A 22,031-nucleotide genomic window follows, 5' to 3' on the forward strand; every position below is an offset into this window, starting at 1 on the left:
CGGTCACCGTCCCGATCGACGGGCTGGAGATTCCCGATGGCGCCCGGAGATTGCTGGAGTCGACGCCGGGCCGGCGGTGCCCGTGAACTCCTGGTGCTGTTGGGCCGAAAGACCCCGGAAAGAGGCTGTGCGGCCCCTGCGCACCGGCCCGCTCGTGCACAAGGCTCGACACAATAGCGGGCAGGCCTGGATATGGGAGGCGCGCATCATGGTTCAGCACGTCGTCACGGGAGTTGACGGATCCCCCCAGGGCCTCGCCGCGGCGCACTGGGCGGCTCGCGAAGCGCTGCGCCGCGGGGCCTCGCTGAGCATCGTGCACGCGTGGAAGTGGCATCCGCGCGCCGCCCCCTACGTGCCTGCGGGCAGCACGGCGCGCAACTGGGCCGAGCAAAGACTGGACCAGGCGGCGAACAGCGTCCGCGCTGCGCACCCCGGGCTGCGGATCGTTGAGCACCTGGTGCCCGACTCCGCCGTCACCGCTCTCCTCAGGGCGGCCGAAGAAGCCGACCTGGTGGTGCTCGGGTCCCGCGGCCTCGGCGGCGTCGCAGGATTCATGCTCGGCTCGGTGTCCCAGCGCGTCATCGCCAGATCCTCGGGCCCCGTGGTGCTCGTGCGTGCAGGCGAGACCGTGGCCGACGAGCACCTCCCCGCCCCGGACGGCATCTCACCGGACGAGATTCCGGAGATCCCGCATCGCGATGTCGTCCTCGGGCTGGACACCCGGCACCCCTGCGACGAACTGATCGAGTTCGCCTTCGAGTCCGCCCGGCGCTGCCGCGCCGCGCTGCGCGTGATCCACGCCTTCGGCCCTGCTCCGGCCCGCGTCGGCGACGACCAGCCAGTCCCGGAGCCCGGAGCCGAACTGTTCGCCGGACACGAGCGCACCGTGCTCGCGACGGTACGCCCATGGTGCGAGAAGTTCCCCGAAGTGCCGGTGAGCGAGACCGTTTGCGCGGGGCACGCCGCCACCGAACTGGTACGGGCGTCCACCGGAGCCTCCCTCGTCGTCGTGGGGCGCCGTAAGCGGGACACCCACATGGGCACGCACATCGGCCCCGTCACGCACGCCGTGCTCCATCACGTCGGCTGTCCCGTCGCCGTGATCCCGCATGCCTGAGTCGCACGACGTCCGTGACCGCGTCGAGGGCGCCGACGAGCCAGGGGCGAGAAGCCGTCCACACCATCAAAGGGCGTGCTCGTCGAACCATGGAGGACTGACCCATGCCCATCGTCGTCGCCCTGGGCGGCAACGCCCTCCTGCACCAGGGTGAACGCCCTGACGTGGCTGGCCAGGAAGCCAATGCCGACCGGGTGACCACCGCGCTCGCGGCCCTTGCCCACGAACACGAGATCGTTCACGCACGGCAACGGGCCCCAGATCGGCCTGCTCGCCGTTGAGAGCGCCGCCGAGCCGGCGCTGACCTCTCCCTACCCACTGGACCTGCTTGGCGCCCAGCCCCAGGGCGTGATCGGCTCCCTCCTCGCCCGTACCCTGCACAACGCGCTGCCCGGCCGTCACATCGCGGCGCTCGTCACGCACACGCTCGTACGGGCCGGGGATCCCGCCTTCGACCGTCCTGCCGAGTTCGTCGGCCCGGTGTTGCCTCGGGAAGTGGCGCCTTCACTCGCCCGAAAGCGCGGTTGGCGCATCGCCGAGGACACCACCGGCCGGCGTCGCGTCGTCGCGTCCCCGGCCCCGAGCGGGTTCTTGAGACGGGCACCGTCCACGAGCTGCTGGGCAGTGGCACGCTGGTCATCTGCAGCGGGACAGGGGGTGTCCCCGTCACCGCCGACAGCGACACGGGCGCGCTGACCGGCACGGAGGCAGTGATCGACAAGGACCTCACGGCGGCCCTCTTCGCCGAGGACCTGAAGGCCGACTCAACTCGGCGCCGCGAAGTACGAAGCCCTCAGTGGCGCGCGCGGCTCGTCGAGTGGGAAGCAGGCGCACGCCCGCATTTTTCCAGCGCGTTGCACGCCTTGTCGTGCCAGTCGAGTCAGTGAGGTTGGGACTCGGTCCACCGGTGGTATGCCTCCACGGCTGTCGGCAGGGTGGGGTAGATCAGGTCGGTGCCGACGGAGTCCGTCAGGCCGTATGCCTCGAGGTCGTCCCGCAGGTCCTGTTTGACGCGGGCGAGGGCGAAGACGATGCCGCGGCGGGCGAGTTCGCGGCGCAGATCGTCGACGGCGTCCAGCGCCGTGATGTCCACTTCCACGTTCGCCTCGGTGTTCAGGACGAACCAGCGGACCGGGTCTTGCTGCTCGTCGACGGCGGACAGAGCCCGGTTCCGGAAGTTCTCCGCGTTGGCGAAGAAGAGCGGGGAGTCGTAGCGGTAGATCAGCAGGCCGGGGATGGTGCGTGCCTGGGGATAGTCGTCGATGTCGTGCATGCCGGCGAGTCCGGGCACCAGACCTTGCACGGCGTCGTGCGGGCGGGCAACCCGGGTCAGCAGTTCGGCCACCGAGAGGCCGACGGCGACCAGGACGCCGTAGAGGATGTCCAGGGCCAGCACTCCGCCCAAGCAGCCGAGGGCCAGTAGGAGTTCTCTGCGTCGGAAGGACGCCAGCCGGCGGAAGCCGGACAGGTCGATCATGCGGACGGCGGCGTAGACGACGAGCGCGCCGAGCACGGCCGAGGGTGTGCGGGTCAGAAGCGGGCTGAGGAAGAGCAGGACGGCGAGGACTGCCGCGCCGGCGACCAGCGAGTACACCTGGCTGCGGGCGCCGGTGGAGGAGGCGAGCGCCGTGCGGCTGGCGCTGCTGCTCACCGGGAAGCCGTGCAGGACGCTCGCGCCGAGGTTGGCCGAGCCGAGGGACAGCAGCTCTTGGTTGGAATCGAGTCCAGGGCCTTCGTCGTCAGGGCGGTGGAAGGCCCGTGCGGTAAGGATGAAGTCGGTGTAACCGACGAGGAGGACGCCGAGGGCGGGCAGTACCAGGTGCGGCAGCTCGGTGAGATCCGGCAGGGCCACGCCGGGCAAGCCCGCCGGAACTTCCCCGATCACCTTGATGCCGTGCCGGCCGTCGAGGTCGAAGGCGGTCACGGCCGCTGTGCCGAGGACTACGGCGAGAAGCGGTCCGGGCACCTTGGGGAAGAACCGCGCCACCGTGAAGAGGAACGCGAGCGCGACGGCGGCGAACAGCACGGTGGCCGGATGGATCTGCGACAGGTGGCTTACGAAGGACCACAGTTGGGAGAAGAAGGCCGAACCCGTCGTCTGCACGCCGGTGAGCTTCGGGAATTGGTCCACCGTCATGATGCAGGCGACGCCGGCCAGATAGCCGATCAGCACCGGCCGGGACAGCAGGTCCGCGACGAAGCCGAGCCGTGCCGCCCATGCCACCAGGCACAGCAGACCGATCGTGGCCGCGAGGGCGGCCGCCAGCACGGCATACCGACCCGGATCCCCCGCGGCGAGCGGGCCGACCACTGTGGCCGTCATCAGCGCCGTGGTCGACTCGGGGCCGACCGACAACAGGCGTGAGGACCCGAGGAACGCGTAGAGGGCGAGGGCGGGCAGGATTGCCCAGAGTCCGGCGACCGGAGGCAGACCGGCCACGCCCGCGTATGCCATGACCTGCGGAACGAGATACGCGGCCACGGTCACCCCGGCCAACAGGTCACCCCTCAGCCAAGCCCGCTGGTACCCGAGGAGGGTGCTGAGTCCGGGCGTCAGGCGGCGCCACATCGGGATACGGCCACCCGAAGGCTGGGACATGGGGCTCCTTCCGCCGCGTGCTCTCAGGATTCCACCGAAGATCAGGGAGGCGCGAGATCAGTGTCACCGTGGGCCTCGACGGCTCGCCGGAGAGCCGGGCCGCCGCCGAATGGGCCGCCCGCGAAGCGAAGCTGCGCGGCCTGCCCATAAAGCTGGTCCATGTCTGGGAGCCGGTACCGGAGCCCATGGCGCACGTGCCGCTCCTCGGAGCCGAGACCTTGCGGCACTGGACCGAACGGATTCCCCGTGAGACTGCCGAAGGCATCCGCCTGCGCCACCCCGGGGTGGAGATCACGTCCGAGCAGATCGCCGGCCAACCTGCGGAGACCCTCGGCCGGGTCGCCAACGGCGTGCTGCACCACGCGGCCCGCCCGGTCGCCGTCGTACCGCACCGGGCATGAGGCCGGGGCAGCTCAGAGGGTCGCCACGTGGTCGGGGACGAAGGTCTGCAGATCGCGCGGCGGGCGCTCGTAGCCGGTGGACGGCGGGCGCGGCGGCAGTTCTAGGACAGGCGGCGGCACCTCGTAGTACGGCACGGAGCCGAGCAGATGGGCCATCATGTTGAGCCTCGCTCGCCGCTTGTCGTCGCTTTCCACGACGAACCACGGGGCCTCCGAGATGTCCGTGTGCACGAGCATCTCGTCCTTCGCCCGGGAGTAGGCCTCCCATCGGGTGATCGACTCCAGGTCCATGGGGGAGAGCTTCCAGCGGCGCGTCGGGTCCGTGAGCCGACGCCGGAACCGTTCCTGCTGCACGGCGTCGCTCACCGAGAACCAGTACTTGCGCAGCAGGATCCCCTCTTCGACCAGCATGCGCTCGAAGATCGGGCACTGGCGTAGGAAGAGCTGGTGCTCCTCCTTGGTGCAGAAGCCCATGACGTGCTCGACGCCGGCGCGGTTGTACCAACTCCGGTCGAACAGCACGATCTCCCCGGCCGCAGGGAGATGCTCGACATACCGCTGGAAGTACCATTGGGTGCGCTCGCGCTCGGTCGGCTTCGGCAGGGCCACGGTCCGCGCCACGCGCGGGTTGAGGAGCTCCGTGACCCGCTTGATCGTGCCGCCCTTGCCGGCCGCGTCCCGTCCCTCGAACACGACGACCAGGCGGGCGCCCTCCGCGCGGACCCATTCCTGCAGCTTCACCAATTCCGTCTGCAGGCGCAGGAGTTCTCGATCGTACGTCGTGCGCGGCACCCTCGCCGTCTTCTTGTCGGCCATGCCGCCTCCTCCGTCCGATGAGTTACGGAGTCACCTCGATGACTGACAGAGTCATCATGCCCAAGATCGAGTACCAGGACAGCAGCCTACTGGCACGACGGCCACAGGGCACTCGGCGTGCTGCAGAAGCGCCTGCACGGTGGGCCCGAGCGACACGCCGCTGCGGCCCACCACCAGAAGCCCGGGAACGTGAGGCATGCACCAGGGCGGCGGGCGGGGTCATGAGCCGGACGTCTTCCTGAACGTGCACGTGCGGGTGTTTCTCCCGCCACGGCCTCAGCGCGTCCCGCAGCATCTGCACCTCCTGGTCCTCCCAGGCACCCCGGTCCTCCTCGGGTGCCGCGAACGGCATCCACCTATCCGCGGGGGAGGGGAGCCGCGTGCCGGACGCGGAGCGGGAAGCGGAGCCGCAAACGTCCGTAGAAGTCGCGGTTGCAGGTTGCTCGCGCGTGGATGGGCGGGTACCCCCGGTGGTTCCGTCGCAAACTCAACTGGAGGGCGTGAGCGGGGACCGCATGCCGAGCCACTGCTCGGCGCCCCAGGCCTCGAACCGCTCTACCTCAGTGAACCCCAGCTTCGCCGCGAGACGCATCGAGCCGACGTTGGCGGTCTGGGTGGTGAGCACCACCGGCTCGCCGGGAAGCGCGCCGGCGAGCCAGCCGAGTGCCGCCGCGCACGCCTCGGCGGCGTACCCGAATCCCCACGCCCGCGGCAGGAACAGGTAGCCGAGATCGGCCTTTTCCGCGGCAGCCGGGCGACGGTGCCCCGTTGCTCTCCTGAGCAGGATCTGGCCGATCATCGACCCGTCGAGATCAACGGCGAAGCTCCCGGGCCACCGCTCGGGCGCCCCGGACATCTCGCGCTCAAGCTCGTCACGCGGTCGGGGGCCGCCGAGGTAGGTGTGCACCTCTGGCGAGGCGAGCAGCTCGATGAACGCCGCACGGTCCCGGGTCTCGGGCTCACGGAGCACGAGCCTCTCGGTCCTGATCGGCTCAGGCGGCCAAGCCACGGGTCCCAGATCTTCCATCCGCGCACGCTAACAGGTGGTCAAACCATAGGTCAGCCCGTAGCGACACATGCGCGCAGCGTACGAGGCGGCGTCTGCTGGTACCACCGCTTTGTAAGGGTGGTCGTGTCGTGCGGCGAGAGTCCGCAGCTCACTCCTGCTGTAGGCGCAGCCCACAGCGATGGCACATCTCGACTGCCACGAGCCGTTGTTGACCGTGGCTGACCGCACGATGTGGCACGGCTGTGGCACGCCAGGTCCTGGCCTTGTCGAACTACGTTGCCGTCCATGGCTTCGTACGCTGTCCGAGCTCGTGCGATGCGCCCGGCCCCTCTCGAGGCCACCTTCGTCCAGTCCGAGCGGGTGCTGGGCGACACGCACCCCGACGCATTGATTACCCGCAACAACCTCGAAAGCGCTCGCCGGGCCGGCCAAGTTGTACGGCAGCCAAATGCTGTACGGCAGCCACATACGGCAACCCCAGAAACCGCACCTACCCGGCAAGGATACTCAGAGTCCCCGGAGCGACCGCTATGACTCTGACCGACCGTTCCAACAAGAGCTGCGGATATGGAAGGTTGTGAGGGGGGTGGGTGTGGAGCCATTGGCCGCCGTGTTTCCTCAGAGCAAGCGGCTTCCCGGGACTTCAGTACCGGGTCGTTGACATCTCCGTGGCGGATGTGCGACCGCCGCCCGCCCCGGGGCCGCCCCCTCCTGGGGCGGCCGCCCAGCCTTGTGGAGCACGAGGATTCCGGGGTTCTCATTGAAACCGTTCAATGCCCTCGCGCCCGCCTCGCGCACCCGCACCGCTCGGAGTGATCGCCAGGTTTGGGGCGTCAGGAAATCATCTGCACGACAGTTGACCCTCGCCTCACGCGGCTTTACGTTACCCACGCCTCTCAAATCTGAATCGATTCACCCATTCTGTGTGAGTGAGGAGTCGTAGTGATCAGCAGGAGGAACATTCTCGCGGGCGCGGCCGCCACGGTCGTGGCGGCGACCGTCGACGGCGTACCGGCGACAGCCGCACCGGCATCCAGACAGGTACAGGCGCAGGCTCAGGCGCACACGCAGCGCGACGGGCTGCGCGTCACGGCGCCGACCGTGGAATACGTCCAGCACCCCCTGGGACTCGATGCCCAACGACCCCGGCTGAGCTGGCCGTTGGTATCCGACAAGGCCGGCATGCGCCAGAGCGCCTATCAGATCCGCGTGGCCACCACCGCGTCGGGCTTGCCCCGCCCGGATGTCTGGGACAGCGGGAAGGTCACGTCCGGCGAGTCCGTTCTCGTGCCGTACGGGGGTCCCGTGCTCAAGCCCCGGACGCGCTACCACTGGTCCGTACGCGTGTGGGACGGCGACGGTCAGGTCTCGGGCTGGAGCGCGCCCTCGTGGTGGGAGACCGGCCTCATGGATGGCGGGGAATGGACCGCCGAGTGGATCTCTGCGCCGGCGAGCCTCGTGGATGCGCCGTCCTTCGAGGGCAGTTTCTGGATCTGGTTCCCCGAGGGCGATCAGACGAACAGCGTTCCGGCGGCCACCCGTTGGTTCCGCGGCACCGCCGAACTGCCCGACGGGATCACGGCGGCGACGCTCGCCATCACCGCGGACAACGTCTACACCGTCTCCCTCAACGGAGTCGAGGTGGCCCACACCGACCTCGACACCGACAACGAGGACTGGCGCCGGCCGGCCGTGATCGACGTACTGGACCGGGTGCGCAGCGGTGACAACGTTATTGCCGTCTCCGCCACCAACGCGACCGTGGGCCCGGCGGGGCTCGTCGCCGTCCTCGTGGTCCGTACCGCCTCCGGTGAGCAGAGGGTGGTCACCGACGCCTCCTGGAAGGCCACAGACCAGGAACCTCCCGCGGACTGGCGCGAGTTGGGCTTCGACGACGGGGGCTGGCCGGCGGCCAGGGTGGCGGCCGCGTGGGGTGGCGGACCCTGGGGGAAGGTCGTCCCGGTGTCGTACGCCGTCACCCAGCTGCGGCACGAATTCCGGCTGCCGCGCCGGAAGGTGGCACGCGCGCGCCTGTACGCCACGGCGCTCGGCCTGTACGAGGCCCACCTCAACGGCAGCCGGGTGGGCCGCGACCACCTCGCTCCAGGTTGGACGGACTACCGCACCCGCGTCCAGTACCAGACGTACGACGTCACCGAGCTGCTGCGGCCCGGCGCCAACTCCATCGGGGCGTACCTGGCACCAGGCTGGTACGCGGGCAACGTGGGCATGTTCGGGCCCGGCCAGTACGGCCGGCACCCGGCGCTGCTCGCGCAGCTGGAGGTGGAGTACGCGGACGGGACGAGCGAGCGCATCGCGTCGGGCACCGACTGGCTGGCCGCCTCCGGGCCGATCGTCGCCGCCGATCTGCTGAACGGCGAGACGTACGACGCGCGCAAGGAGACTCCCGGCTGGACCTCGCCCGGCTTCGACGACGGGGGCTGGCTCGGCGTACGGGGCGCCGGAGATGTCGCTCCCGGCCTGATCGTCGCGCAGGTGGACGGTCCGGTGCGCGTGGAGCGGGAGCTCACGCCGGAGAAGGTGACCCAACCCAAGCCCGGCGTCTACGTGTTCGACCTGGGGCAGAACATGGTCGGATCGGTGCGGCTGCGTGTGTCGGGCGACGCGGGGGCGACCGTCCGGATCCGGCACGCCGAGGTGCTCAACCCCGACGGCACCGTCTACACCGCGAACCTGCGGAGCGCGGCGGCGACCGACACGTACACCCTCAAGGGCGAGGGGGAGGAGGTCTACGAGCCCCGTTTTACCTTCCACGGGTTCCGCTACGTCGAGGTGACCGGATTTCCCGGCACTCCCTCGGCGAGGGCTGTCACGGGCCGCGTCATGCATACGTCCGCCCCCTTCACCCTCGACTTCGAGACCGACGTACCGATGCTCAACCAGCTGCACCACAACATCACTTGGGGGCAGCGCGGCAACTTCCTCTCCGTACCGACCGATACGCCCGCGCGCGACGAGCGACTGGGCTGGACGGGAGACATCAACGTCTTCGCACCCACGGCCGCGTACACGATGGAGTCGGCCCGTTTCCTCAGCAAGTGGCTCGTCGACCTTCGGGACTCCCGGACCGCGGAGGGCTCGTTCACAGACGTCGCGCCGGTGATCGGCACGCTCGGCAACGGCACTGCCGGCTGGGGCGACGCGGGCGTCACGGTCCCCTGGTCCCTCTACCAGGCATACGGCGACCGTCAGGTCATCCAGGACGCCTGGCCGTCCGTCCAGGCCTGGCTGACGTACCTGGAGAAGAACAGCGACCAACTGCTGCGCCCGGCCCAGGGATACGGCGACTGGCTGAACGTCGACGACGAGACCCCCAAGGACGTCATCGCCACCGCGTACTTCGCGCACAGCGCCGACCTCGCGGCCCGGATGGCTGACGCACTCGGCAAGGACGCCACCCCGTATCGCGACCTCTTCGGACGGATACGAGGGGCCTTCCAGAAGGCCTACGTCACCTCCGACGGCAGGATCAAGGGTGATACGCAGACGGCTTACGTCCTGGCGCTGTCGATGGACCTGCTGTCGGACGCGTCGCGGAAAGCCGCGGCCGACCGGCTCGTCGCTCTCGTCGAGGCCAAGGACTGGCACCTGTCGACAGGATTCCTCGGCACGCCCCGACTGCTGCCCGTCCTGACCGACACGGGGCACACCGACATCGCCTACCGCCTGCTGCAGCAGCGCTCCTTCCCGAGTTGGGGCTACCAGATCGACAGGGGTTCCACGACGATGTGGGAACGCTGGGACTCCATCCGGCCCGACGGCAGCTTCCAGGACCCTGCCATGAACTCCTTCAACCACTACGCCTACGGCTCGGTGGGCGAGTGGATGTACACGAACATCGCCGGCATCTCGGCGGGCCGGCCCGGCTACCGCGAGATCGTCATCCGTCCCCGTCCGGGCGGAGACGTCACCTCCGCCCGAGCTGACTTCACCTCGGTCTACGGCCCTGTCTCCACACGGTGGCGGCAGCGGGCCGGCCACTTCACCCTGATCTGCGCGGTGCCGGCCAACACGACCGCCGAGGTATGGATCCCCGCGTCGACGCCGAAGGCGGTCACCCACACCCACGGGACGTTCCTGCGCCAGGAGGAGGGCTGCGCCGTCTACCAGGTCGGCTCCGGCACACACCACTTCACGGCCTGACGATGCTCCGGGCCCATAGGCGGACACAGCGCATGTGTCCGCCTCGCGGCAGACCTCAGGGCCGGCCTTTTCGTACAAGCTCGGCACGCATCGCGCATGCGCCGTCGGCAGCAGCTGCTTTCCCGTTGATCCGCCGCGCTTTTGTAGCCGCCACGCCCCAGGAGATGGGGCACGCGGAGGGCACGCGGTCTGGCCGAGGCCACGCGCTTACCGCTCCCGGTGCCGTGGCGCACGGCTGACCTGTGGTTTCACGCCGAGCCCCGTGAGATTCACGGAGGGAAGCCCTCAACCCGCGGTTCCCCGGAGAACTCCACCGGGCGGTGCGCCGTGCGAGGAACCGGCCCGCGGGAGGCTCGTGCGGTCCGTGTCCACCGATCGGTGGACACGAAGTTCAACCTGGTACCTCTGTCCGCCAACTGCCCTGGCCAGCAAGGATTTTGGGCATGAACTCATTCACTGTGCGCATGGCGCGTTGGAGTGCTCGGCACCCCTGGCGGGCCATCGTCGGCTGGCTCGTGTTCGTGGTGCTGTGCCTGGGGATCGGCAGCGCCATCGGCACACACGGCGCGACGACGGCCGACTACCGGGTCGGCGAGGCCGGCCGGGCGGAGGCGATGGCCGCCGAGGGGCACCTGGAGCGCAGGTCCACCGAGCAGGTGCTGATCTCTTCCCGGTCGGGCCCTGTCGACCGGACCGCGGCCGAAGCCGCCGCGAGGGACCTGACCGCCCGGATGCAGCGGCTGCCCGAGGTCGCGGGCGTGGCCGACCCGCTGCTGTCCGAGGATCGCCGGATCCTCATGGTCGAGGTGGCCCTGAACGGCGAGGAGCGGGACGCGAAGGACAAGGTCGACGCGCTGGTCGAACAGACCGAGGTCGTGGGGAAGGCGTATCCAGGGCTGTTGCTGGAGGAGACCGGGAGTCCCTCCATCAGCAAGGGAGTCGACCAGCAGCGCAGCGACGATCTGGCACTCTCGGAGAAGATCACGCTTCCCATCACCCTGATCACCCTGTTGGTCGTCTTCGGGTCCGTGACCATGGCGGGAGTGCCGCTGCTGCTCGCACTGTCGTCGATCGCGGCGGCCATCGGACTTTCGATGGTGGCGTCACACCTCTCACCTGACGCCGGGGTCGGCACGAACGTCATCCTGATGATCGGCCTCGCGGTCGGCGTCGACTACACGCTCTTCTACCTCAAGCGTGAGCGGGAGGAGCGTGCCCGCTCGGGCGGCCGGCTGAGTTCCGAGGCGCTGGTGGAGCTGGCCGCGGCGACCTCGGGCCGGGCGGTCGTGGTCTCCGGACTCGCGGTCGTGGCCTCCACCGCGACGTTGTATCTCGCCGCCGACGTCATCTTCTCCTCGCTGGCCACCGGCACCATCGTGGTCGTCCTGGTCGCGGTGGCCAGTTCCCTGACGGCGCTGCCCGCGCTCTTGGTCAAGCTCGGGAAACGAGAGGAGCGCAGGGCGCGGCGTCGCGTCGAGCGCGGAAAGCCGGCGCGCCGGGCGCGGGACAACGACGCCGGCCGCGTGTGGGCCGCGCTGCTGCGGCCGGCGAACAGGCACCCCGTGGCCACTCTGTGCGTCTCCGTTCTCGCCCTGCTGGCGCTCGTCACCCCGCTGGCCGGGTTGAAGATCACGGAGATGAGCCGGGACACGCACTCCCGCGACATCCCCGCCATGCGTGTGTACGACAGGCTCAACGAGGCGTTCCCGGAGCAACGGGTCACGCACCAGGTCGTCGTACGGGCCGACGCCGCGCGCTCCGGCGAGGTCACCGGGGCTCTGCGCGAGCTGGCCCGGCGCGCCGACGCCGACCCTCTGTTCGCCGGCGCCTCGCGCATCCGGACATCCGCCGACCAGCGGATCAGCACGCTCGAACTGAAGGTGCCGTACCTGGGTAACTCCGACCAGGCGTACAACTCCCTCGACCACCTGCGGAGGGACTACCTGCCCGCGACCGTGGGCCGGGTCGCCGGGGCGGAGTTCGGAGTGAGCGGGGACGTCGCCCGGTATACCGACTATCCCGCTCACCAGAACAGCAAACTCCCGCTGGTTCTCGGGGCGTTGCTGCTCGTGACCTTCGCGATCACCGCGTACGCGTTCCGCTCGGTGGTGCTGGGACTGATCGGTGTCGTACTGAACCTTCTGTCCGCTGCGGCGGCGCTCGGGCTGCTCGTCCTGGTCTTCCAAGGGTCCTGGGCCGAGGGGCTGTTGGACTTCCACTCCACGGGTTCGATCGGATCGCGCGTACCGTTGTTCCTCTTCGTGATCCTCTTCGGGCTCTCGATGGACTACCAGGTGTTCGTGGTGAGCCGGATCCGGGAGGCCGTGCTCGCGGGCGTGCCGACGAGGCAGGCCGTACTCGATGGAATCCGCCGGTCGGCGAGCGTGGTGACGAGTGCGGCGGTGGTGATGACGACCGTCTTCGTGAGTTTCGTCTTCCTTCACATCATCGAGATGAAGCAGATCGGCTTCGTCCTCGCGGTGGCCGTGCTGCTCGACGCCTTCATCGTCCGGATCATGATCCTGCCGTCGGCGATGCTGCTGCTCGGGGAAGCGAGCTGGTGGCCCTCGCGGGCATCGGGGCGCACGGCAGCAGCCTCAGCCCGAACGGCCGACGGGCGACAGGTGGTCGACGTACGTTGATGGGTATGACTGCTCTGGCCGCACCCTTGGCCGCCCCCTTGGCCGATGCCTTCTGGGCCACGTCGCTGCGCCGGTGGAACACGGTGTGCTGGGTACTGTTCGGTGCGATGGCCGTCGGGCTGGTGACGACGGCTCCGCCCGGCGGGAGCAAGTACAAGGCGCTCGCTCTGCTCAGCTGCGTGGTGCTGTGCTACGCGGTTCTCGACCGCTTCCCGGGGAATCCTGTCGTACGTCCACAGGTCTACCTCTCGGTGCTTGTGCTCGCACTCGCCGGGCTGGCGTATCTGGGCAGCAGTTATGCGGCGCTGTTCATGGTGACGCTGCCGCACTACTGGATGTTCGGGCGCACTCCAAGGGCCTCGATGGGATTCCTCGGGCTCGCCACCGGTGCCACACTGACCGGGAGCCTGGTCCGGCAGGGCTGGTCGGCGGAGTTCTTCGGCGAGACGCTGGTGTCCACCCTGATCGTGGTCGCGGTGGGCGTACTGATCGGCCTGTGGGCGCACTCGGTTGTCGCGCAGAGCAGCGAACGGGCGCAGCTGATCGAGGAGTTGGAGCGGACACAGGCGCGACTTTCCGAGGCGCACCAGCGCCAGGGAGCGGCGGACGAACGGGAACGCATCGCACGGGACATCCACGACACCCTCGCGCAGGGCTTCGCGTCGATCATCGTGCTTGCGGAGGCGGCACGGGCGGGAATGTCCGATGATCCAGCGCGCAGTGCCCAGCAACTGCGGTCGATCGAGTCCACCGCCCGGGAAAACCTCGCCGAGGCCCGGGAGTTGGTCGCCTCGGCAAGGCCGCCGGGGCCGGGCCGGGTGGTGTCCGGTTCGGTGGCGCAGACGCTGCGCCGCACGCTGGACCGCTTCGCGGAGGACACCGAGCTCGCCGTGGACGCCGACCTGGCAGACCTCGACTGCGACCAGCAGACGCGGATCGCGCTGCTGCGCTGCACCCAGGAGTCCCTGGCCAATGTGCGCAAGCACGCGTGCGCGTCCACGGTCGGTGTGGTGCTGGTGCGGCGGCCGCATGGAGTGGAGCTGGAGATCACCGACGACGGAACCGGATTCGTGGTGGAGGAGTCGACGGGCTTCGGGCTCGACGGCATGCGCAAACGACTGGCGGGACTGGGCGGGAGGCTCACGGTGACGAGTTCGGTGGGCGACGGGACGCGGATCCTGGCGATGATCCCCACGGCAGACGAGGTGGAGGCATGAGCGGGGGAGGTCTGCGCATCGTCGTGGTGGACGATCACACCGTGATGCGCGCCGGAGTCCTCGCTCTGCTCGCGGACGAGGACAGTATCGAGATCGTCGGTGAGGCGGGAGACGGACGTGCGGCGCTCGCACTCGTAGAGCGGTTCGACCCCGACGTGGCCCTGGTCGATCTGCGGATGCCCGTTCTGGACGGGGTGGCGACGACGACCGAGATCGTCGCCAGGTATCCGCGCACCCGGGTCCTGATCCTGACGACGTACGACACGGACGCGGAGATCGAACGCGGGGTGGAGGCCGGTGCCATCGGCTACCTGCTCAAGGACACCACTCGCGAACAGCTCGTCGACGCCATCCACGCGGCGGCACGCGGAGAGACGGTGCTCGCTCCCCGGGTCGCCGCGAAGCTGGTGGCGCGGATGCGCCGACCGGCCCAGGAACCGCTGACCGACCGCGAGACCGACGTCCTGGGCGCGGTGGCCGACGGCCTTACCAACGCCGAGATCGGCAGACGCCTCGTCATCGCCGAGGCCACGGTGAAGACACATCTGCTGCGTCTGTTCGCCAAGCTCGACGTGAACGACCGTACAAGGGCAGTGGTGGTGGCGATGGAAAGAGGGCTCCTGCCGCGGCCTCAGCCTCGATTCCCGGTGCGGAAATCCGATTGAGGCCGACGCTGCCAGTGGTCCGGCTGCGGGAGGGGCGCCGCGGTAAAGCCGGTCCACCGGCACGCCCTCGACCCCGGCCTCTTGGCATGCGATGTCGATGACAGCCGGCGGACCTGGTACCGCTCCGGCTCGGCGTGCGCGGTGCGAGCGTCCGCCGCAGAGCTGCGGCTGTCCGTCATGGGCTGACATGCCGCCTCCGCTGCGCACCAGCATCCCGTCCTCATTCGGGCAGCGCTCAACCCACAACCTGGTGCAACACGATTCAAATCAGTTCGGGTTGCGGTTCCGGTTGCCGCGCTGGTGCGGCCCTCGGTTCCCAGAGTTCGGTGGTTCGGACGTAGCCGTAGACCACCGAGGTCAGCGCCAGCATGAGGAGTGGTCCGGCCACCCACGGATGCATGGCCATCTCCAATGGCAGAAAGCGATACGACACCAAGAGCGCAGCGAAGACCGTTGCGCCGTATGCGACCAGCTGGATCCCCGATCGGTCCCAGCCGCGGTCGAGCGAGCGCAGAGCTGCCTCGATCGTGAGCACAAACACCACGCCGGCAATGAGATCCGCGCCGTAGTGCCAGCCGAATCCCAGCGTCGCGGTGAGCGTGGCAATCAGCCAGAACATTCCTGCGAATCGCAGAATCCGTGGGCCCTTCCGGGAATGAATGAAGATCGCGGTGGCCCACGCTGTGTGCAGGCTGGGCATGCAGTTCCGTGGGGTGATCTCGTCGAACGCCATGTGGTGCGGGGTACTGATCGGCGGCGGCGTTCCCGGCCACAGGTTGGCCACCGCCCAGTGCTGGGTGGGCGGTATTTCCGACCACAGGCCGACCGCCCTCCAGTGCTCGGCTCCGGTGCCGTAGGCGAAGATCGGTCCGACCACCGGGAAGATCATGTAGAAGGCCGGCCCGAGGAGGCCTATCACCAGGAAGGTGCGCACCAGATGATGGCTCGGGAAGCGGCGCTCGACCGCCACATTGCGCAGTTGATACAGCGCGACGATGACCGCGGCCACCGCGAGTTGACCGTAGACGATGTCGAGCACATGGAGGCCGATCGGGCCCGTCGCCGTGACGATCCGGCCTACCAGCCACGACGGGTTGCCGAGCGCGTGATCGGCGGTTGCCACGTACTGGTCGAGCACCGCTGGGCGGGTCTTCGAGGTGATGAACAGCCAGGTGTCGCCGGTCTTGCGGCCGGCCACCAGTAGCAGGCTCAGCCCGACGCCCTTCAGCAGCAGGACCCGTTCCCGGCCGGTGCGGCGAGTGACAGCGATGACCGCACAGCCCAGAATCACCCACAACGCGCCGTTTCCGAAGGGGTGGCCGTCGGGCACCTTGGCATCGACCGCCCACCGGACCACCAAGAAGGCGACGTCGATACCGATCGCGGCACCAACCGCGATGAACCGTTGCCGCCAGGTGAGCACCACCATCATCAACGCCATACTGGCGTACAACAAGAAGCCCGATTTGGGAGGGAATATCACCTCTCGCACCTGGTTGGTGATCGGCCCGGGCAGGCCGTAGCGACGCGCGGCGAACTCCAGCGCAATGAGGAATCCAAGGGCCGCGACACCCGCCACGGCCCAGAGTCTCGCCCGTCGTTGGCGCCACACGGAGAACGTGATTCTGCTGTTTATTCGCGAAAAGACCTGCGGTGGTGTATTTCTCAATTTTTGGCCGATTTGTTAGATGTTGGTAAAGGTCAAAGGAGAGGGTGGGTTTCGCCGTCACCTTACGGTCGAGGCCGCTTTCTCCCTCACGAAGAGCAGCCCGCCTGACGGGGGGAAGACGGAAAGACCACAGTCCGGGTTCCGGCCTCGTTCTTGGTGTGGCACGGGACGCGTCGCCCGTTCGTTCGCTCCGGCTCTGCGAGGCGCACACGGATGCTGAGTTGTCGAGGTCGACGTCCCGCCGCCGGCGTATCCCCACAGCCTCAGCGAGCGTGTCGACCTGGATGACCGTGGCGATACGACGCCGGGCCGCCCGCTCCCTGCCGTTCCACTCGATGCGGCATGGGCTGCGCTGGATCCGGGTTCGTGGTGGACGGCGAGTCTGGCGTCGCCCCGCGCGTCACCCGCCGGCTCAGGTGCGGGACGTCCTCTTCGCGACCCCACCTACGACTCGGGCCTCGTCGGCCTCGCGAGCCGATCACTCGGCCGGCGACTGCGGTCGTAGGCAACCCTCTGTCTCCGGTTGCGTACGAGCGGCGCGAAGATCAGTTTCTGAGCCGAGTGCCGTGCCAATTCATCGCGCACCCTTGATCCGCCTCTGCATGCCACCCGTCCCCTTGGCGTCCCCTTCAGAGCGGACAACCACAGTCAATAGCGGTGCCGCTGAGCCCTCACGCCGAGCGAAGCACAGCGAATCTGTGCAGGTCAATAGTCATGTGGGCGCGCAAGCACCGTCTCTGAGCTGAGAGCCTGCCCTCTGTCCTCTCCTCAACGGCATTCCGGTGCGGTTGACGTACGGGGGCCGACCTCGGCCGTCATGTTCGACAGCTGCATCCGGGGCCGTTCCGTCCAATTGGCCGCGCAGTTCCTCGTCGAGCTGATCGACCGCCTGGTGTCCGGCCCGGCCGGAGGGGCGTGGCACCTTGTCGCCGCAGAGGTCGCCGGATGTCCCGCCCTGGTACGGCATTCGGTCCCGATGCGCGCGGCCCCCGTGTGCTCTGGTGGCCAAAGGGCCGTCGTATATGTCTCTGCCTCACCGCACCGGCCGTACCGCGGCTGACGCTTTCACCGTCACCCGTCTGGGCTCTCATCCTGTCGCCGGGACTGGTGGCAGGTGCGCTCCGGCCACGGGTCAAGAGCGACTGCCCAATCGTCTGCTGCCAAGCCGGCCGGAGGCGGCCCCATCCACTTCTGTTCGGATTGACACCGGGCTACCGGGGCCTCGTACTGAACATGAGGGACTTTTGATCAAAAAGTTTCCCTGTGGTGGGGGCCATCATCCGCAATCTCTCCCCTCTCAGTGAGGCGCCATGACGGTGCAACAACAGCAAGCCACGATCCCGACGGTTCTGGTGTACGAAGACGACCCTGGGCTTCCTGCGCAGGTCACCATGCCCGTACCGCATCCCGTTCCACAGCTCGACATACAACCCTTCCCGACGGCCATCGCGGAAGCCGCGCCGCAGCCGGACGGTGCCGGGCCGGGCACCGAGGCATTCCGCTACTGGGTGGCGGCCGATGCGCTCAGCAGGGCCAGCCGGACCTGGGGTCCACTGGTTCCGACCGGAACGCAGTGGCATCCGAAGGTCGGCCGCGCCCTCACCGCACACCTCAACGCGGGCAATGACCTCAACGCCTTCTACGACCGCAGGGGCGTGTCGTTCTTCCGCCGCACGGTGGCGGGTGTCACCGTCGCCGCGTGCGAGAGCTCCGAGGTCGTCGAGCACGAGACCGGTCACGCGATCCTCGACGCCCTGCGTCCTCAGCTGTTCAACGCGGCGAGCGCAGAGACGGCCGCCCTCCACGAAGCGTTCGGTGACATCAGCGCGTTGCTGACCTCACTCGGGCTGGAATCGCTGCGGATCATGGTCATGGCCGAGACGCAGGGCAACCTCGAACAGTCCTCGCGGGTGTCGAGGATGGCTGAGCAACTGGGCTGGGCGATCCGCCAGGGCAACCCGAGCGCGGTCGACCCGGACTGCCTGCGCAACCTGTCGAACAGCTTCTTCTACCGCGACCCGGTGCAGCTGCCACCGAACGGACCCGCGAACACGCTCTCCAGCGAGCCGCACTCGTTCTCCCGGGTGTTCAGCGGTGCGTTCTTGAAGGTCATCGCCGGGATCTTCCGGCAGCAGGACCTGCAGGACCAGGCCGGTCTGGCCAAGGCGGCCGAGATCGCGGGACAGCTGCTGGTGGACGCAGCCGTGGCCGCGCCCGTGGTGTCCGCCTACTACGCACAGGTCGCGGGTCACATGATCGCCGCGGACCAGCGTCGGAACGGTGGTAAGTACGGTCAGTCCCTGCGCTCGGCGTTCATCCGTCACGGCATCCTCTCTCTGGAGGCCGCCGCGTCGATCACCGAGCCGGAGGTGGCACGCCGAGGCGCCGGAATCACCGAGGCGACGCCGGGCGGTGGTGACGACGAGGGTCTCATGGCCGTCACGGTCCACGGGGCGCCGTACGGCGTCACTCAGCCCCTCACCCTCTCCGCCCCTGCGGAGGAGCGACGGTTCGGTATCGCGGGCTCTGACCCCGCCGGCGGCTCGGTGCGGCCCGCCGACCCCGAGCGGGTCGCCACGTCGTACCTGGAGGACCTCTTCCGCCGCGGCCGCGTCCACGTTCCCGAGGAGCACCGCTCCATTGCGGCGTTCGCCGACGACAGCCCCTCCCGGCTGAAGACGCACGAAATCACACGGAGCACGACCGGCGAAGGTCTCGCTCTGGTTCGGCTGTGCTTCGACTGATCAGTCGGCGGAATCACCGGAAAAGCGGAGACGGCGGACGGTGAGTCGTCCGTCGTCCTCGCGCTTGATGACGTGCGTTGTACTCGGCGTCGGCTCCTGACCCTCGAACACCGCCTCGCCCCGCGCCAGTAGGTCGCTGATGAATTTCTCGGTCGCTCGGCGCTCGGCGTCGTCGCCCAGTCCGCCTTCGCCGGTGTTCTGCCGGCCTTCACCACGGTTTGCGCTCATGCGTTGCCCTTTATTCCGTTGGTGTCTGGACGCCTGCAGGGGCGGACCATGCGGCCGTCCGGTGCCGCGCCGCCCCGGTCGCCTACGGAGATTTGTGAGGCCCGTCCGCAAGCGATTCGGCCGCCGAGACCGGCTGGTCGTCCCGGATCGGGAACACCGCCGTGTCATCCACCGGTCCCCGCAGGTCCACCGTGAAACCCGCGCGCTCGAGCGTTTCGGCGCCCTGCGTGGTCACCATGGCGAGCGCGAGCCGCTCGGAGACGAGCTGCACCACAACGGCCTCGGTCTCATCCGCTGCCGTGGTCAACTCGGGCAGGCCCAGGCCGTCCGTCAGTTCGATCCGCGACCGGAGCACGGGACGGTTTTCCGTCGCGGCGAGAGCGAACACCGGGTGGGCCGCCGTACGCATGTCCGCCTCCCGTGCGAACGCGCGCTCCTGCGCGTCCTCGCCCACGAAGACACAGTCGCCGGCTGCCGCTCCCGCTGTGCTCGCGACCGCCTGGTCGAAGATCCTGCGGCTGTCCTTCGCACCCCAGTGCACAAGTGCCTCGTCTGTGAAACGGCCGGGGAACGCCTTGTGCAGCGCGGCCGCTGCCCGTGCGGCGGCCCCGTCGCCCGGCCCGGGGTTGGAGATGATCCCCGTGCGCACCTCGCGGAGGGCGTCGAGTACGGCCATGACACGCGGTCGGGGCTGGAGTGTCAGGGAGCCGTCGAGTTCCATGTGGGCGTCCGCCAGGGTCGCCCCGATGTCGAAGAAAATCACAGGCATGTGAAGTGCCTCCCCGCGGTGAACGCATTCGAGTCGCGTCCGCCCGGGTGAAAGGGCCCCACGATGCGAACTGCCGTACGGCGCCCTTCCGCACTCCGCCCGCACTTGGGCACGGACGATCGTCTGGGGTGCCGGCCCTACGCCAGGAGATCTTGTTCGGGCGACTGGCAGGCAGTTCCCCGTGTCAGCAGCAGGAGGGCGTCGACCAGGTCGTCTGCAGGGCTGCCGGTCGCCAGGCGCCGGAGTTGCAGGCCCATCACCACGGCGACCGTCGTGGCCGCGAGGCGTTCCGCGTCCGGGACGCCGAGGGCGGTGAGGATCTGAGTGGCGAGCCGGTCGTAGGCACTGAACGCCTTCGACGCCGCCTCGCGCAGTCGTTCGTCGCGTCCGGCGTGCAGGTACAGTTCGAAGGGCGCGAGGTGCGCGCTGTCGAGCGCCGTGCCGCAGGCTACTTGGCCGGCCAGGGACGCTGCGTCCTCGATGTTGAGGCCTTCGGTCTGGCACTGGTCGGCCAGCTCTGTGAAGTGCCGGGCCTCCGCACGCACGAAGTGCAGCAGGCTCTCACGCAGCAGATCGTGCTGGGTCTCGAAGTGGTACGTGACGGAGCCGAGTGAGACTCCGGCTTCCTTGGCGATCCTTCTGTTGGTGAGGGCCGTGATCCCGCCCTCGCCGATGATCTGCAGGACGGCCGTGATGATGCGCTGACGTGTCGGGGCGGAGAGGGCGACCTTGGGCATGCCGCTCATTGTTCCACCGGCGCCGTCCGGCCTCGGATACGGGCGGGGGAGCGGCTTTCGTATCGGCACCGCACGGTCGCCGCAGGCGGAGTCGACGAGAGGATCCCGGCTCGCTGCGACGTGGTCGGGGAACTGCGATGCGGTCGTTCTCCGGTTCACGCAGGTGCAGTTGAATTCGCGCCCGGCCGACGTCCATGGGGCGCACCTGATGGCATACGACGCCGCGGCACCGTCTGGGGGACTGACGCCATCTCAACTTGCGTGCCGATTCGGCTGCTTCGGTGACGACACCGGTGGACAGGATCACCCTCCCTCCCTATTGTTCGTTCGAACGAACAGAGTCGGAGGACAGTCGTGCACATTGCTGGGGCAACCGTTCTGATCACCGGAGTGACGGGCGGCATCGGCGGGTCGCTCGCCGCCGAACTGTCGGCCCGGGGTGCCGACCTCATTCTCACGGGCCGGCGTCGCGAGGCACTGGAGCCACTCGCCGAACGCCTTGGTGCCCGGACCATCCTCGCCGATCTCGCTGATCCGGACGATGTCCAACGCCTCGCCGCGGAGGCCACCGGCACGCAGATCCTCGTCGCCAACGCGGCCCTGCCCTCCAGTGGCGACGTGCTCGACTACACGCCTGAGCAGATCGATCGTGCGCTCGCGGTGAACCTGCGCGCACCCGCAATGCTCGCGCGCTTGCTGGCTCCGGAGATGGTGGCGGCGGCGCGCGGGCACATCTGCTTCGTCGGATCGCTGTCAGGGATGGCGGCGACCAAGTCGTCGTCCATGTACACCGCGACGAAGTTCGGGCTCCGGGGCTTCTCACTGTCCTTCCGTCAGGACCTGCACGGCACGGGCGTGGGGGTCTCGATTGTCCAGCCCGGTTTCGTACGCGACCTGGGGATGTTCGCAAAGACGGGTTCGCCGACGCCCGGCGGCGTACGCACCGTTTCGCCGGAGCGGGTCGTCAAGGGCGTGATGCGGGCCATCGAGCGCGATGTCGCCGAGATCAACGTCGCTCCGCTCGAACTGAAGTTCCTCACCAAGGTCGCGTCGCAGTTCCCCGGGTTCTCGGAGCGAGTTCAGCGCTTGGCGAAGGCAGAGCCGACCATGGGCGCCATTGTGGCGGCGCAGCGGTCGAGCCGCTGATCAGCCGACAGCCCAACCACGGTGATTCGCTGGCTGATTGCCACGGGGAGTCGCTCAAGCAACCGCCTGACAACCGACGGCACGGGCGTGGGGGTCTCAGATGGCCCG

General features: G+C 68.8%; 14 protein-coding genes and 2 pseudogenes. 9 read left to right on the top strand and 7 right to left on the bottom strand.

Going from position 1 to position 22,031, the window contains the following annotated elements; all coding sequences use genetic code 11:
• The first annotated feature begins 208 nt into the window (after positions 1-208).
• Both IEY95_RS32145 and IEY95_RS32150 read left to right on the top strand, forming a co-directional pair.
• Positions 209-1,117 (top strand): universal stress protein, encoded by a 909-nt coding sequence (locus tag IEY95_RS32145; protein ID WP_189189678.1) that lies wholly within the window; start codon positions 209-211, stop codon positions 1,115-1,117.
• A gap of 104 nt (positions 1,118-1,221) precedes the next feature.
• Positions 1,222-1,881 (top strand): annotated as a pseudogene (locus tag IEY95_RS32150) (amino acid kinase family protein); the annotation flags it as partial.
• Positions 1,882-1,997: 116 nt separating this feature from the next.
• Here the strand turns inward: IEY95_RS32150 and IEY95_RS32155 are convergent.
• Positions 1,998-3,716 carry a SulP family inorganic anion transporter gene (locus IEY95_RS32155; RefSeq protein WP_189189679.1) on the bottom strand — a complete coding sequence of 573 codons (1,719 nt, stop codon included), beginning with the start codon at positions 3,714-3,716 and terminating at the stop codon, positions 1,998-2,000.
• A 56-nt stretch (positions 3,717-3,772) separates the two neighbouring features.
• Here IEY95_RS32155 and IEY95_RS32160 point away from each other — a divergent pair.
• Positions 3,773-4,060, top strand: a pseudogene (locus tag IEY95_RS32160) (universal stress protein); the annotation flags it as partial.
• 69 nt (positions 4,061-4,129) lie between these two features.
• Here the strand turns inward: IEY95_RS32160 and ppk2 are convergent.
• Both ppk2 and IEY95_RS32170 read right to left on the bottom strand, forming a co-directional pair.
• Complete coding sequence (ppk2, locus tag IEY95_RS32165) at positions 4,130-4,933, bottom strand: polyphosphate kinase 2 (protein ID WP_189189680.1); 804 nt, start codon at positions 4,931-4,933, stop codon at positions 4,130-4,132.
• Between the two features lie 487 nt (positions 4,934-5,420).
• Positions 5,421-5,960, bottom strand: coding sequence for a GNAT family N-acetyltransferase (locus tag IEY95_RS32170; RefSeq protein WP_189189681.1), 540 nt, complete (start codon positions 5,958-5,960; stop codon positions 5,421-5,423).
• A gap of 924 nt (positions 5,961-6,884) precedes the next feature.
• On the opposite strand from IEY95_RS32170, the gene IEY95_RS32175 reads away from it, so the two are divergent.
• The 4 genes from IEY95_RS32175 to IEY95_RS32190 all read left to right on the top strand — a co-directional run bounded on the left by IEY95_RS32175 (position 6,885) and on the right by IEY95_RS32190 (position 14,630).
• On the top strand, positions 6,885-10,106 hold the full coding sequence (locus IEY95_RS32175; RefSeq protein WP_189189682.1) for an alpha-L-rhamnosidase: 3,222 nt from the start codon (positions 6,885-6,887) through the stop codon (positions 10,104-10,106).
• A gap of 443 nt (positions 10,107-10,549) precedes the next feature.
• Positions 10,550-12,748 (top strand): MMPL family transporter, encoded by a 2,199-nt coding sequence (locus tag IEY95_RS32180; protein WP_189189683.1) that lies wholly within the window; start codon positions 10,550-10,552, stop codon positions 12,746-12,748.
• A gap of 5 nt (positions 12,749-12,753) precedes the next feature.
• A complete protein-coding gene (locus IEY95_RS32185; RefSeq protein WP_189189684.1) occupies positions 12,754-13,965 on the top strand; it encodes a sensor histidine kinase in 1,212 nt (403 codons plus the stop codon).
• Positions 13,962-14,630 (top strand): response regulator, encoded by a 669-nt coding sequence (locus tag IEY95_RS32190; protein ID WP_189189685.1) that lies wholly within the window; start codon positions 13,962-13,964, stop codon positions 14,628-14,630. Before IEY95_RS32185 ends, IEY95_RS32190 begins: the two co-directional genes overlap by 4 nt.
• A gap of 262 nt (positions 14,631-14,892) precedes the next feature.
• Here the strand turns inward: IEY95_RS32190 and IEY95_RS32195 are convergent, their stop codons facing one another.
• Positions 14,893-16,242: a phosphatase PAP2 family protein gene (locus IEY95_RS32195; RefSeq protein ID WP_229703504.1), complete on the bottom strand. Its 1,350-nt coding sequence runs from the start codon at positions 16,240-16,242 to the stop codon at positions 14,893-14,895.
• Positions 16,243-17,609: 1,367 nt separating this feature from the next.
• Between IEY95_RS32195 and IEY95_RS32200 the strand changes: the two genes are divergently transcribed.
• Positions 17,610-19,043, top strand: coding sequence for a gluzincin family metallopeptidase (locus IEY95_RS32200; RefSeq protein WP_189189687.1), 1,434 nt, complete (start codon positions 17,610-17,612; stop codon positions 19,041-19,043).
• Here the strand turns inward: IEY95_RS32200 and IEY95_RS32205 are convergent, their stop codons facing one another.
• From IEY95_RS32205 to IEY95_RS32215, 3 genes are all read right to left on the bottom strand, one after another.
• Positions 19,044-19,271 (bottom strand): hypothetical protein, encoded by a 228-nt coding sequence (locus tag IEY95_RS32205; RefSeq protein WP_189189743.1) that lies wholly within the window; start codon positions 19,269-19,271, stop codon positions 19,044-19,046. It abuts the gene before it with no gap.
• Positions 19,272-19,353: 82 nt separating this feature from the next.
• Positions 19,354-20,040: an HAD family hydrolase gene (locus tag IEY95_RS32210; RefSeq protein WP_229703505.1), complete on the bottom strand. Its 687-nt coding sequence runs from the start codon at positions 20,038-20,040 to the stop codon at positions 19,354-19,356.
• Between the two features lie 137 nt (positions 20,041-20,177).
• Positions 20,178-20,777 (bottom strand): TetR/AcrR family transcriptional regulator, encoded by a 600-nt coding sequence (locus tag IEY95_RS32215; protein ID WP_229703506.1) that lies wholly within the window; start codon positions 20,775-20,777, stop codon positions 20,178-20,180.
• A gap of 354 nt (positions 20,778-21,131) precedes the next feature.
• On the opposite strand from IEY95_RS32215, the gene IEY95_RS32220 reads away from it, so the two are divergent.
• Positions 21,132-21,923, top strand: coding sequence for an SDR family NAD(P)-dependent oxidoreductase (locus tag IEY95_RS32220; RefSeq protein WP_189189689.1), 792 nt, complete (start codon positions 21,132-21,134; stop codon positions 21,921-21,923).
• Positions 21,924-22,031 lie beyond the last annotated feature (108 nt).

This window comes from Streptomyces albiflavescens (assembly GCF_014645835.1).
GTDB classification, from domain to species: domain Bacteria; phylum Actinomycetota; class Actinomycetes; order Streptomycetales; family Streptomycetaceae; genus Streptomyces; species Streptomyces albiflavescens.

Excerpts from the sequence above, each read along its gene's own strand:
- IEY95_RS32145 (WP_189189678.1), top strand. The coding sequence starts at position 209 with ATGGTTCAGCACGTCGTCACGGGAGTTGACGGATCCCCCCAGGGCCTC.
- IEY95_RS32155 (WP_189189679.1), bottom strand. The coding sequence starts at position 3,716 with ATGTCCCAGCCTTCGGGTGGCCGTATCCCGATGTGGCGCCGCCTGACG.
- ppk2 (WP_189189680.1), bottom strand. The coding sequence starts at position 4,933 with ATGGCCGACAAGAAGACGGCGAGGGTGCCGCGCACGACGTACGATCGA.
- IEY95_RS32170 (WP_189189681.1), bottom strand. The coding sequence starts at position 5,960 with ATGGAAGATCTGGGACCCGTGGCTTGGCCGCCTGAGCCGATCAGGACC.
- IEY95_RS32180 (WP_189189683.1), top strand. The coding sequence starts at position 10,550 with ATGAACTCATTCACTGTGCGCATGGCGCGTTGGAGTGCTCGGCACCCC.
- IEY95_RS32185 (WP_189189684.1), top strand. The coding sequence starts at position 12,754 with ATGACTGCTCTGGCCGCACCCTTGGCCGCCCCCTTGGCCGATGCCTTC.
- IEY95_RS32190 (WP_189189685.1), top strand. The coding sequence starts at position 13,962 with ATGAGCGGGGGAGGTCTGCGCATCGTCGTGGTGGACGATCACACCGTG.
- IEY95_RS32200 (WP_189189687.1), top strand. The coding sequence starts at position 17,610 with ATGACGGTGCAACAACAGCAAGCCACGATCCCGACGGTTCTGGTGTAC.
- IEY95_RS32205 (WP_189189743.1), bottom strand. The coding sequence starts at position 19,271 with ATGAGCGCAAACCGTGGTGAAGGCCGGCAGAACACCGGCGAAGGCGGA.
- IEY95_RS32210 (WP_229703505.1), bottom strand. The coding sequence starts at position 20,040 with ATGCCTGTGATTTTCTTCGACATCGGGGCGACCCTGGCGGACGCCCAC.
- IEY95_RS32215 (WP_229703506.1), bottom strand. The coding sequence starts at position 20,777 with ATGCCCAAGGTCGCCCTCTCCGCCCCGACACGTCAGCGCATCATCACG.